Here is a 12,750-nt window from a genome sequence, read left to right as displayed (position 1 = left end):
GATATCGAAGCGATTTAGGTACCAAGTCAAATGCAAAAATAATAAGGAAATGCATTATGAAAGTTGAGCTAACGGCAATTGAAGCACGAGTCATTGGTTGCTTGATCGAAAAAGAAGTCACCACCCCAGATCTTTACCCCCTCAGCCTAAACGCATTAACCAACGCGTGTAATCAAAAAAGCAACCGTGATCCCGTAATGTCGCTCTCTGAGTCAGACGTTCTCGATGCCGTTGATGCTCTAATTGAACGTAGGCTCGTCAGTGACGAAAGTGCGTTTAACAGCCGTGTTAGCAAGTATCAGCACCGTTTCTGTAATACGGAGTTTGGTGATTTAAAACTGACAGAACAAGAGAAGGGAATCGTATGTTGTATGCTTTTGCGTGGTGCTCAAACGCCTGGGGAAATTCGCACTCGTACCAATCGTCTCGCGACATTTCATGATGTAAAAGAAGTTGAAACGGTTTTGGAGCACTTAGCAAGCGAAGAAAAAGGACCATTAGTGGTCAAGTTACCGCGTGAAGCCGGGAAGCGAGAATCACGCTATATGCATTTGTTCTGTGGCGACGTTGACGTCTCTGAGCTAGCAGTGCCAGTGTCAGCGGCTGGCTCTAATTCTGATCGAGTCAGCCAGCTAGAGCTCGAAGTTGCTCAGCTTAAAGAAGAGCTCGATGAACTTAAAGCTAAGGTCGAGTCACTACTTTCATGATTGAAAATACAGCGCAGCGTTGGAGTGTCTATTTGATACGAAATAACCGCAATGCGCTGTATTGCGGTGTCACAAACAATGTTGAGCGAAGATTCAATCAGCACCAAACGGGCAAAGGAGCGAAAGCTTTAAAGGGAAAAGGTCCCTTGATATTGGAGTGGTCTTCGGATTTTGATTCAAAGACACTTGCCATGCGGGCTGAGTATTATATTAAGCAACTAACAAAAGCTAAGAAAGAGCTGCTTGTTACGTCAAAAGCAAGTATTGTCGTTGATGAAAATCAGCAGATGATGTTAGAAATGGCTTTATCGAAATAAGCGTTCGCGATATGCCGAATAACAAAGAAACCGTCCACTGAGGCGGTTTCTTTTTAGTTTTGGAGTACCATGTAAGAACAAACTGACGCATAATGGGTTGGTGTTCTGTTTAAACACTCAGAGTATGAAAAGGAGAAATGATATTTTGTGACCTTGTAATTAGGTACACAATAAACGTTTATTCGTTCCAACTCAGACTAAAAACCAATTTATTATTGAAACAGGCACTCAGAGGAAGGTAGATTACAAGAGTAAAGGATGACTCGGCTAGGTAACGAATAGAGCTGAATTAGGCTCATAAAAAGCTAAAAGAGCAGTAGATGAAAAAAGCGTTAGTATTCTCCCTGATGTCAATGGCCACTGTCGCGCCGATAGCGCAAGCCACTCAAGTCCTCAATGGGTATTGGGCATATCAAGAATTTTTAGACCAGTTTCCAGAACAGAAGCAGTTAACGAATGCGTTGGCTGACGCCGTGCGAGAGACTCCTGTTCCGGTTGAAAGAGACAAAAAGCGTCCGTTAAAAATTTCTGTGGTTTATCCAGGCCAACAGATTTCGGATTATTGGATTCGAAATATAGACGCATTTGAACAGCGTTTAGATAAACTCGATATCGACTATCAACTTAATCAAGTATTTACCCGTCCCAATGCAGATATAAAGCAACAAAGTTTGTCTTTAATGGAAGCGCTGAAGAGCAACTCCGATTATCTGATTTTCACTCTCGATACCACTAGGCATCGTAAGTTTGTTGAACACGTCTTAGACTCAAAGAAAACCAAGTTGATCTTACAAAATATCACTACACCGGTAAGAGATTGGGAGGATCACCAACCGTTCCTTTATGTTGGTTTTGATCATGCTGAAGGCAGTCGTGAGCTTGCAGTGGAGTTTGGTAAGCGTTTTCCAAAACAGAGCCATTATAGTGTGCTCTACTTTTCAGAAGGGTATATCAGCGATATCAGAGGCAATACCTTTATCAATCAAGTCAACCGTGATAACAACTTTGAACTACAATCTGCTTACTATACCAAAGCGACAAAGCAGTCTGGGTATGAAGCAGCAAAAGCGAGTTTGGAAAAATACCCTGACGTCGATTTTATTTATGCGTGTTCTACAGATGTGGCGCTAGGGGCTGTTGATGCGCTGAAAGAATTAGGGCGTGAAGATGTCATGATCAACGGCTGGGGTGGCGGCTCTGCAGAATTAGAAGCGCTTTCGAAAGGGGAGTTAGACGTTACTGTTATGCGTATGAACGATGATACTGGCATTGCAATGGCAGAAGCGATTAAGTGGGATCTTGAAGGGAAACCCGTTCCAACCGTTTATTCTGGTGATTTTGAAGTCGTCACGAAATCTGATTCTCCAGAAAGAATTGAAGCATTAAGAAAACGCGCATTTAGATACTCAGACAATTGATGACAACTACATCAAAAACAAGAAAGCGTCGCTCATTGTCGACGCTTATTACGAAAATAATCATTCTCGTACTTGCTCCGATCATTTTAGGCATCTTCGTTCAGAGTTATTACTTCTCGAAGCAAATTATTTGGCAAGAAGTGGATAGAACTAAGCAACAGACGTCAGCGCTGATTCTTAATATTTTTGATAGCCATTTTGCTGCGATTCAGATTCATCACAACAGTAACTCGAAGAGTGATGTTGTTTTAGATTTTTATACAGAACGGGATGAAGAAGCTCTCAATTACTTTTTCATGAGTATTGACCAGAGTGATCCTTCCCATACGCCAGAATTTCGCTTTCTCACCGATCATCAAGGCATTATTTGGGACGATGGGAATGCGCATTTCTATGGCATCAATAACTTGATTCTCAATGGCCTCGCGAGCCAAGTGACTTTTAGCAACAATTGGTATTACCTCCCCTCACATACCCCAATGGGAACTCGCCATCTGTTACTGCGTCGTGTGCCGGTTTTACAACCTAAAACCGGTGAAGTGATGGGGTATTCTTACAATGTTGTTGTTCTAGATAACAACTTCGGGTTGATGGAAAGACTAAAAAACGAAGGGAACGTTGATAATGTTGTTTTGGTGGCCAACGATACGCCACTAGCCAGCTCACTAGTCGGAGATGAAGCGTACAAGATATTTGATGTTCTGAAGCGGCGAGAGTCTCAGCAAAAGCTCGACCAGTTGTTGATCATTAAAACCCCTATCGAAGTCAATGCTGCTACGACGGATTTGTGTTTACTAACCGTGCAGGACAATCAGAGTGTTGTGACACTGCAAATCCAGCACCTTTTAGCGATGTTGGCTTCAGTTATCGGGATGGTGATGATTGCGTTGATGACCAAAGAGTGGATTGAGAATCGAGTCGTCGAAGAGCTTGGCTCGTTGATGGCATATACTCGTTCGGCTCGTGAAGAAAAAGGGTTCGAACGGTTTGGCGGGTCGGATATCGAGGAGTTCGATCATATCGGTTCGACACTAGAAAACACCTTTGAAGAGCTGGAAGCGCAAAAGCGTTCATTCCGCGATCTGTTTAACTTTGCGTTATCGCCGATTATGGTGTGGTCAGAGTCTGGCGTACTCATCCAAATTAATCCGGCAGCCCGCAAAGAATTGGTCATGGAAAACGACATTGAAACCATGCACCCAGTGTTTAAAGGCTTCAAAGAAAAGTTGATGCCGCACCTGCGAATGGCAGCTCAAGGAGCCACGTTAACTGGCGTCAATGTACCAATTGGAGACAAGGTATATCGCTGGAACTTATCGCCGATTCGAGTTGACGGTGATATCAGCGGTATCATTGTTCAAGGTCAGGATATTACGACGCTTATTGAAGCGGAAAAACAAAGTAACTTGGCACGTAAAGAGGCAGAAAAATCCGCCCAAGCACGTGCCGATTTTCTGGCTAAAATGAGCCATGAAATCCGAACGCCAATCAATGGCATTCTAGGAGTTGCTCAATTATTAAAAGACTCGGTCGAAACGGAAGAGCAGAATAACCAAATTGACGTACTCCGACATAGTGGTGAGCACTTACTTGCTGTTTTGAATGATATTTTGGATTTTTCGAAGATTGAGCAGGGTAAGTTTAATATTCAAAAGCACCCGTTTTCTTTCACTGACACGATTCGAACGTTAGAAAACATTTATCGTCCAATTTGCGAAAATAAAGGCGTTAACCTTGTCATTGAAAACAAGATTGATCCCAATGTTGAAATCTTTACTGACCAAGTTCGTCTGAACCAAATTTTATTCAACTTAGTCAGTAACTCAGTTAAGTTTACCCCCTCGGGCAGCGTACGCTTGCATGCTGAACTGGAGCAGTTCTACGGCGCCGAAAATAGTGTGTTGGTAGTGGAAATTACGGATACGGGCATCGGCATAGAGCCTGATAAGCTAGACCAAATGTTCGAACCTTTCGTTCAAGAGGAAGCAACGACCACTCGAGAATACGGTGGCAGTGGCTTGGGACTGACCATTGTGAAAAGCCTCGTCGATATGCTGGAAGGTGACGTTCAAGTACGTAGTCAAAAAGGTTTGGGTACGACCTTTGTTATTACAATGCCAGTGAAAGATCGTGAGCGAGTGCTCACCCCTCTTGATTCAAGCTTGAGAGTTAAACCTGGTGAGTTATTCGCAGAGAGTCTAAAAGTACTGTTGGTAGAAGATAACCATACTAATGCCTTCATTCTCAAAGCATTTTGTAACAAGTACAAAATGCAGGTTGATTGGGCAAAAGATGGATTGGAAGCGATGGAGTTCTTAAAAGATCATACTTACGATTTGATTTTGATGGACAACCAACTGCCGCATCTTGGAGGAATTGAAACAACCAAAGAGATCCGACAGAAGCTGAAGTTAGGCACGCCAATTTATGCTTGTACTGCCGATACGGCGAAAGAAACCAGTGATGCTTTTATGGAGGCGGGCGCGAATTACGTATTGCTCAAACCGATTAAAGAAAATGCGCTGCATGAAGCCTTTGTTGACTTCAAGCAGCGATTCTTAATTGAACGAACGTGATGAACTCATTCGCTATGAGCCTTAATTGATAATTCAATCGCTCACTAAACCGAAAAGCACAACGCCATCACTTAGGGTTGTGCTTTTTTGTATCTCAATGCTTCACTTGTTGATAAGCCTGGAGTGCTGATATCACCTTCAGTGTCGTATATCACTACTATTCAACCCAAGTACTACGTTGCGTTACGCAAACTTGTTCCCCAATGGCATATTCTATGTGATTTAAATCACAAAAACTTATTTACTTAGCGTGCTAACTATTTTATATTACTTAGCAAGCTAAGTAATTGAGTAGATCTTATGATTCAAGACATCAACAGTTTGCGCGACCTTTCTCTGGCTGAAAAGTTATCTCGTGTTGCCCGTTTGTGGAAAATGGTTGCAGATCGCGAGTTGGAGCCTTTAAACCTGACGTACCCGCGTTGGACTGCGTTATGGAAACTTTATCGAATGGGCGACAACGTTAGTCAGAAGCATTTGGCTGAAGCGCTTGAGATTGAGTTAGCATCGCTGATGCGCACATTAAAGCTATTAGAAGAGCAATCTCTGATCACTCGCCATTGCAGTGAGCATGACAAGCGAGCACGCATTGTTAGCCTTACAGAAGAAGGTAAAACCCTACTCAAGCAAATGGAGACTCGAATTCTTCAAGTACGGAGCAAGCTACTGACGGAAATCAATGACCAAGAGCTTCAAAAGCTTTCATTGATCCTAGATCAGATTGCTCACAATGCACTTGATTCACTTAGCGAATAAGTCAGAAACCCGAATTAAAAGAGAAGTAAACGCCTATGACTCCAGATCAAAAATTCGCACGTTGGATCAAGTATTCTTGCGTCGCGTTTGTCCTTGTCTTTGCCTATTTTCTAGTCGCAGATCTCGCCATGCCATTGACGCCTCAGGCAATGGCAACGCGAGTGGTAACTAAAGTAGCTCCCCGTGTGAGCGGACAGATTACGCATCTTTATGTTGCCAACAACCAAGAAATAAGCCAAGGCGATCTACTATTCCAGATTGATCCACAGCCTTATCAGCTCGCCGTAGAAAAGGCTCAACTTAACCTTGAGCGTGTGATTCAAAATAATGAACAGCTTGATGCCTCTATTGCAGCAGCAAAAGCGGACGTTGAAGCAAGCAAAATTGTCGCCGAGCAAAAAGTTCGCGAAGCCAAACGTCTTGATACATTGTTTCATCGCAATGGCACCTCGCAACAACAGCGTGATGACGCACAAAGTAGTGCAACGGCAGCCAGAGCAAACTTACTGGCCGCGCGCGCTCGTTTAAAAGAGTTGGAAGTAAACCGAGGCGATTTAGGTGCAACGAATGTAAATATCCGCGTGGCACAAAACCAGCTAAAACAAGCGGAACTTAATCTGTCTTACACTCAAGTAGTGGCCGAACATGATGGCGTTGTCGCTAACTTGCAGCTGGAAACGGGTGCCTATGCGGCAGCTGGTACGCCTCTTGTGGCTTTAGTCTCGGATGACGTGGATATTATTGCCGACTTTCGTGAAAAGAGTCTGCGGCACTTCAATCAGAACAGTCGGGCGTTAGTGGCCTTTGATAGCTTGCCAGGTGACGTATTTGAAGCTCGTATTACGAGTGTGGATGCAGGGGTAAGCTCAGGCCAGTTTGATGCGGATGGCCGTTTAGCGACACCGACAGACTCAAACCGCTGGGTGAGAGACGCGCAGCGTTTACGTTTACATTTAGCTATCGATGAACCTCAACAGCGCGCATTTCCGGCCGGGGCACGTGCGACTGTGCAACTGTTGCCAGAAAACTCGTTATCTGGCTGGTTAGCGAGATGTCAGATCCGATTTTTGAGTCTTCTTCATTACATTTATTAACGGGGAGGCGATATGAAGTTATGGGATCATCCCATGTCGGAAAACGACTTCCGTCAGTGTTTGCGCATTGCAACTGGCGCGACCATTGGCTTCACCTTATGTAAGGTCTTTGGCTGGAATTATGGCGTATTTTTTACCGTAACACCGATGTTGTTACTTGGAATGGTACCAGTCATGAGCCTGCATGCTGCACGACAGCTGATTTTTTCAGCGGTCGTATGCGGATTGGAGGTCGGTATTCTTGGTGGGCTATTTGGTGGACATCCTGGCATGATGACGATCATCGCCTTCGGGTTGTTTTTGTATAAGTTCGCCTGTATGTCAAAAGGGAGCTTATTCCTCTTTGGGGCAAATAGCGTGCTGAGCTTAAGCATCATGCTGCATTTTGCGAGTTATCCAACAACCGACTTAAATGATCTGATATTCAGCAACCTACAAGCGAATGTTATTTCAGTGATCGTGGCCTACGTCGTGACATTTTTGATCCCTGATGCAGAGCCTCGTCAGCCACCGGCAAAACCATCTCAGCCTAAACAGAGTCACCGCATGCGTCATGAAGCCCTTATGGGGGCGAGTATCGCTACAATGTCTTTCCTTGTATTCCAGCTATTTGACCTCAGTGATTCTATGTCCGCTCAGGCGACAACCTTGCTTTTATTGTTTCCTATGCACTGGAACGGTGCTTTAGGGTATGCGCGCAAAAGAGCAATGGGGACCTTGATGGGGGTAACCTTTGGTATTGCTGGGCAGCTCGTACTATACGATTGGTCGGATACCTTGCTGTTTATCGTCCCATTGCTGTGGATTGGCGCGATGATGTTCAGCTATATGCATGTAAAAGAGTCTAGTGGGTCAGGAGCTGGGTTTGGCGGATTAACTACATTAGGTATTTTATTTGGCCAATACCTTACTCCGGATGGCGATTTAATGTTCAGCGCGCTGTATCGCGTGAGTAGTATTTTGTTTGCTATTGTTGTCACTCTGCTCGTGACCTATGCGGTGCACAGAGTGCTCAACAGCTTTGAGGCGACGCGCTTTAGCCAGCAGTAAGTTCAGACGTTACTGGTTAGAAAGGACTGCTCCAGTAACTCTGTTTTTAGCTCGTGACTCATCGCTATTGGGCTTTCAAACTTAATTCCTATTACCCAGCCTTTCACCAACTTCTTAATGTTGGCAATGACACACCGATTTTCTTCTCCGATATAGTGACTTAGAGAAGAGTCGATAGTGACACTTTCACCAACGTTGAATTCAGGCTCTATAAAGGTTGAGATACCAATACCTGCCAGTGAGAAGTCGATAAGGCTACCGTCGTAAACATTCCCCGCATGAACAATCTTACAATCCATTTGCAGCTTATATCGTTCGTGTTCCCGGACTGGTTTGGTTGCAAATGTTCCTGGAATTCGAATAAATAAAAGGGGCGAAGGACGAACCGCAGTTGTTAGCACACTGGATTTAAATGCAATGACATGGCCTAACTCCGTATCTGATACACCGCGCACGATGACATCGGCGTTTGGGAGTTTTCTCATCACTTGCTCTTCAAGCAAACGCATCGGTATATCAAGAATCAAATACGCGTTCTCTTTCATCCCAAGATAGGTGGTGGAATACGTATACTGGTCCTTAGGCCCAAACTCGAAATTAGTCGAAAGTTTCATTCCCGGTTTGAGGAATCTATGCAGTTCATCTTTAGTATGAGTGGCAGGCATTACATTGGCGTTTTAATTATTGGTTAAATCGAGGCTATCAAAACGCCATTTTGTTATTCAAGATAGTAGGACAAAAGTTTTTGTAAAATTATCGCTATCTGTGAAGTGGTGGGCGATAAGTTTGGCTCATTCCATCTTTCATAAAGATTTGGCTTGCCACAATACTGCCGCAGGTTACCAGCATCAGCGCTAACCAAGTAAGTGAATCTGGTTGTTCACCAAAGATTGGAACGGCAAGAAGTGTCGCGACGACTGGAGTTAATGACCCAAAAGCAGCACTGGCTTCGGCGCCAATAATTCGGATTGCATAGATAAAGGTAAAAGAGGCGATTAAGCCTGCGCCGACACCTTGCAACATCGCGTGGCCAAATAATTCTTCCCACGGCCACTGACTGATCGGCGTTATCGCTAGGTAACTATCTACCCATCCGAAGCCAACCGCAATGATGAGCAGTGCCAAAGACGCGATTGCAACGAATCCAGCACAGACATGCGCATTAAGGTTAGCAACACGAGCACTGATGGTGAAAACAGCCCACATAATGCTACCGGTTAGAAACAGGATGTGGCCTTGTAATTGAGACCAGTTGTACTCTGCACCGCTATTAGAAAGAAGAAATACGAAAATCCCTAACAGCACCGTAGAAAGCCCGATTAAGCGGTGAGCACTCAGCGACTGTTGATAGCACAACACCGCGATAGCAGAAACAAATAATGGCAAAGTACCAGGTACTAATGCACTGCCGTGCGCCACGGGAGCGAAGTGCATAGCTGTGCCGACGACCAGCAGGTAGGGCAGGCCACTCCCTACCACAACACCAGTTAGGTAGCGTTTAGGCACGACGCGAAGCGCCTGCTTATGCTTAATCACAAATGGTAATAAAATTAAACTTGGGATGAGAAAGCGAACTAGCGCGATATCGGCTGGCTGCAAGTTAGAAATTGCGCCCCCTTTTAAAGAAATAAAGAAACCAGACCAAAGCAGTAAGGTTGTTAATATAGCTGCGTACCCCAAGATCATTGTCGGCATGTCCATTTGTAAATGATGTGTTAATTGTTGAATAAAACTCGTGCCAAAGGGAGGCAAAGTTTGACGTAATTAAGCTTGATGTTGGTGATAAAGCGCGTATAAATGTTAATTGTTAGTGATTATTGGCACGGAAGGATAAATGGACAAAATTGACAGGCAACTAATCAACTTGATGCAGAAGGACGCAACCCTGACTACGGCAGAGCTCGCTGACAAAGTAGGATTATCGGCATCACCTTGTGCAAGACGCATTAAGCGTTTAGAGCAGGAGGGCGTAATTAGCGGTTATCGAGCCATTGTGTCCAGAGACACGGTGGGTATTGCGATGACTGTATTTGTTGAAGTCAGTTTGAACAACCACCAAGCTTCTTCGATTGATGAATTTGAACATGCTGTTGTTGAAATGGACGAGGTGATCTCGTGCCATGTTGTATCAGGGGCTTATGATTATTTGTTAGAAGTGGTCAGCAAAGATCTCGCTGGCTATGAAACATTCACTAGAAAGCTACAACGATTAGAAAACGTAAAAGATATCCATACGCACTTGGCTATTAGACAAGTGAAAGGAAATGGAAGCTTGCCGATTTATGCATAAGAAAGATGAAATTTCTCGATAGACTTAAGATTGCTCACTATCACCGAAAGCGATACCGACAGTTCGGTACAGACAGAGCGCGAACGCTGGGATGGAGAGATAAGTACAGCCAAATCAGTCGATTTGAAGCCTTGTGCCGTGGGTTAACGTTAGACGGTTCAAGTCTTTTAGATATTGGGTGCGGCTACGGAGACTTATTAGCGTTTATTGAGTTCAATAATCTGCGCCCCCAAAGTTATATTGGCATTGACCAGCAAAAACAGTTTATCTCTGAGGCCAGAAAGCGGGACTTTCGTACTCAAAGTGAGTTCGTATGCGGTGACTTTTCAACGTTGGTATTGCCCCGTAGTGATTATGTCTTTGCTTCTGGATCATTGAATTATCAATCCGCGAATCCAAATCATACCATTGAGATGATTGAGAAAATGTACCGGACCGCAGAGAAAGGGTGCGTGTTTAACTTATTGGATGAAGAAAAGCTGCCGAGCATGAGAATGCTCGCATCGCATAATAAAGTTGGAGTGTTACGCTATTGCCGATGGCTATGTCCAGACGCACAATTGATTGAGGGTTATTCCGATCACGACTTTACGATTGCGATGATCAAAAAAGCGGAATCAGTTTCCTGACTCCGCCTTATAAATTCTTAAGCCTTATTGGTGCTTGTATTGTGAGATTTCACAGTTACCTGTGTATCTATCAACCTTGAATGAGAACGCAGCTGAATGGTATTCCCTCCCATCACTCCAAATTGTTTCTCCGAAGATTTTACAAAGGTCCAAATCGCTGATTGAACCAAACTCTTTTACGTGCCTAACTACTGACAAAAACTTGGCTTTGGTAGCATTAGGACAGTCCCTGTTACTTAATCGATTGATAACCATGGTTGTAGCATCATCTCCAGCCAAATGTGACTTTTTATTAAATTTTATTAATGGGTAAATTAACCAAAAATTGGCCATAAGTAAAGCATTATTGTGACGTATGTCTCTATAAGTTGCCTCTCTTGGTCATGGTTTAGTCAAGTTTGTAAAAGGGAACAGTCCCATTTTTTACATATAACGTTGGGATCACTAAAAGAGGGAATTAAAGCACGAATAACGTCCAATATTGGAGTGAAAACCCGACATCGTCTTTTCAAAACGGGCTCGATTTTTACCTCGAAACATCTTGAGCGTATTGAAGCGATCTCGCTTCTTTATCATAGAGTTGCGCTAGTGCTTGGTACTGTGAAGAAAGGTGTTTGTAATCCTCGGTAAGTTGCAAAGCGTTGGTGTTATACCACTCCGCAGTGATTTGATTGGCAGTTTCGTTTGACTCACGGCACTTTTGGGCAAGTTTCTTCCATCCATTTGCTGACCATTGAGATTGTGTGCTCAATTTAATCAACTCATTAGCTTTAGTCGTGAGTTCTTCTTTATATTGAATGGAGGCTTTTAATTGAGTTTTGAACGCATTTTGGTTCGAGCGGGCGCGCCAAAGTAATACGAGTTCATGTAGGGAAAAGGTTTGGGACAATAACTGACGCTGCTTATGTTCGGCTAAAAGTGCATTGAATACCTCAACATGCTTATTGTAATTGGACTCTAAACGATTGAATTGGGTAAGATTGTCATTCCACGACGATGGGTTACATTGAATATTGGCGTGCCCCATAATGGGGAACAGAAGAAACAACAGTATCCAATTGAGTTTGTTGATCATTATTGCTCGCGTTAGTTGACCGACCCTTTTGAGTATATACCCAAATTTCCGCGACATGCGTGTTGCCGGTGAGATAAGAACAAAGAATGAAAAGGAAAAGTACATGAAGAAAATTCTCATCGCATTGATTGTCATACTGTTGCTCGGTGGGGCGGGTGCTGGATACTATTTCTTCTTTATGCAAAAAGATGAACCTGAAGCGCCAAAAGCTGCGCAAGTGGAGCAAGCGCCAGTGGAAGAAGAAATATCCAAACCGATTCTGGATTTAGAAACCGCCCCCCCTGAAGTGACCGAATACTATGTCATTGAGCGTCGAATCAATGTTTACAATAAGCCAAATGTTAATGCTTTGGTTGTCGATACGCTCTATAAGGGAGAAAAAGTATCGGTGTTAGAAAAAGTGGATGGTTGGTATCGAATCTCTGGTTACCTTGTTTATGAAGAGGGCGGTGAAGAAAAAGCTGAGTGGTTGAATGCCGAAGGATTATCTGATGCAGAGCCAGTTATTAAAGAACAAGAGCGTTTGGAAATACTGGATGGATATTTGCAGAAGTCGGATGATTTAAAAGTCCACTTGGACATCTTCCGCAAGAAAACCCAGCAATTGTTAGACGATGAAACCTGTGATCCGAGTGATTTTGAAGAGCTCGGTGGCTGGGTTCGTTCGGTTACTTATGACAAGCGCAATGTGTACTTCATTTATTGTGGTGGTTTGGAGCAAGAGAACAAAATCTATTTAGATGTCGATAAAGGCGATATCTTTTACCGTTAACAGAGCGCCTTTAGTTTAAAGCCTCTAGAGATTTATAACTTTTTAGTTGTGAACCATAATTAATAG

13 protein-coding genes are annotated in these 12,750 nt (G+C 43.7%); 10 read left to right on the top strand and 3 right to left on the bottom strand.

Going from position 1 to position 12,750, the window contains the following annotated elements; translation table 11 throughout:
- Positions 1-56: 56 nt before the first annotated feature.
- From ACHFJ9_RS02940 to ACHFJ9_RS02910, 7 genes are all read left to right on the top strand, one after another.
- Positions 57-707, top strand: coding sequence for a YceH family protein (locus ACHFJ9_RS02940; RefSeq protein WP_152815489.1), 651 nt, complete (start codon positions 57-59; stop codon positions 705-707).
- The gene (locus ACHFJ9_RS02935) at positions 704-1,024 is read left to right on the top strand and encodes a GIY-YIG nuclease family protein (RefSeq protein WP_258459530.1); all 321 of its coding nucleotides are present in this window, start codon (positions 704-706) and stop codon (positions 1,022-1,024) included. Before ACHFJ9_RS02940 ends, ACHFJ9_RS02935 begins: the two co-directional genes overlap by 4 nt.
- A 320-nt stretch (positions 1,025-1,344) precedes the next feature.
- On the top strand, positions 1,345-2,442 hold the full coding sequence (locus tag ACHFJ9_RS02930) for an autoinducer 2-binding periplasmic protein LuxP (protein WP_005397733.1): 1,098 nt from the start codon (positions 1,345-1,347) through the stop codon (positions 2,440-2,442).
- Complete coding sequence (luxQ, locus tag ACHFJ9_RS02925) at positions 2,442-5,018, top strand: quorum-sensing autoinducer 2 sensor kinase/phosphatase LuxQ (RefSeq protein WP_048624830.1); 2,577 nt, start codon at positions 2,442-2,444, stop codon at positions 5,016-5,018. The genes ACHFJ9_RS02930 and luxQ overlap by 1 nt, the downstream gene beginning before the upstream one ends.
- Before the next feature lie 300 nt (positions 5,019-5,318).
- Entirely contained in the window at positions 5,319-5,774 is a 456-nt protein-coding gene (locus ACHFJ9_RS02920; protein ID WP_005397727.1) for a MarR family transcriptional regulator, read from the top strand.
- Between the two features lie 35 nt (positions 5,775-5,809).
- A complete protein-coding gene (locus tag ACHFJ9_RS02915) occupies positions 5,810-6,868 on the top strand; it encodes an HlyD family secretion protein (protein ID WP_104972361.1) in 1,059 nt (352 codons plus the stop codon).
- 12 nt (positions 6,869-6,880) lie between these two features.
- On the top strand, positions 6,881-7,918 hold the full coding sequence (locus ACHFJ9_RS02910) for a DUF2955 domain-containing protein (protein ID WP_046875880.1): 1,038 nt from the start codon (positions 6,881-6,883) through the stop codon (positions 7,916-7,918).
- A 2-nt stretch (positions 7,919-7,920) separates the two neighbouring features.
- Here the strand turns inward: ACHFJ9_RS02910 and ACHFJ9_RS02905 are convergent, their stop codons facing one another.
- Together ACHFJ9_RS02905 and ACHFJ9_RS02900 are read right to left on the bottom strand one after the other, a co-directional pair.
- A complete protein-coding gene (locus tag ACHFJ9_RS02905) occupies positions 7,921-8,583 on the bottom strand; it encodes a flagellar brake protein (RefSeq protein WP_065646235.1) in 663 nt (220 codons plus the stop codon).
- A 94-nt stretch (positions 8,584-8,677) separates the two neighbouring features.
- Positions 8,678-9,604 carry a DMT family transporter gene (locus ACHFJ9_RS02900; protein ID WP_047008123.1) on the bottom strand — a complete coding sequence of 309 codons (927 nt, stop codon included), beginning with the start codon at positions 9,602-9,604 and terminating at the stop codon, positions 8,678-8,680.
- A 148-nt stretch (positions 9,605-9,752) separates the two neighbouring features.
- On the opposite strand from ACHFJ9_RS02900, the gene ACHFJ9_RS02895 reads away from it, so the two are divergent.
- Both ACHFJ9_RS02895 and ACHFJ9_RS02890 read left to right on the top strand, forming a co-directional pair.
- On the top strand, positions 9,753-10,208 hold the full coding sequence (locus ACHFJ9_RS02895; protein WP_031780652.1) for an Lrp/AsnC family transcriptional regulator: 456 nt from the start codon (positions 9,753-9,755) through the stop codon (positions 10,206-10,208).
- 5 nt (positions 10,209-10,213) lie between these two features.
- Positions 10,214-10,837: a class I SAM-dependent methyltransferase gene (locus tag ACHFJ9_RS02890; RefSeq protein WP_053807919.1), complete on the top strand. Its 624-nt coding sequence runs from the start codon at positions 10,214-10,216 to the stop codon at positions 10,835-10,837.
- 526 nt (positions 10,838-11,363) lie between these two features.
- Here ACHFJ9_RS02890 and ACHFJ9_RS02885 read toward each other — a convergent pair.
- Entirely contained in the window at positions 11,364-11,912 is a 549-nt protein-coding gene (locus tag ACHFJ9_RS02885) for an ATPase (RefSeq protein WP_395355153.1), read from the bottom strand.
- A 103-nt stretch (positions 11,913-12,015) separates the two neighbouring features.
- On the opposite strand from ACHFJ9_RS02885, the gene ACHFJ9_RS02880 reads away from it, so the two are divergent.
- The gene (locus ACHFJ9_RS02880; protein WP_161442808.1) at positions 12,016-12,684 is read left to right on the top strand and encodes an SH3 domain-containing protein; all 669 of its coding nucleotides are present in this window, start codon (positions 12,016-12,018) and stop codon (positions 12,682-12,684) included.
- Positions 12,685-12,750: the final 66 nt, after the last annotated feature.

It is taken from the genome of Vibrio sp. D3 (assembly GCF_043995865.1).
GTDB classification, from domain to species: Bacteria; Pseudomonadota; Gammaproteobacteria; order Enterobacterales; family Vibrionaceae; genus Vibrio; species Vibrio diabolicus.
This window is presented reverse-complemented; position numbering and strand designations above follow the sequence as displayed.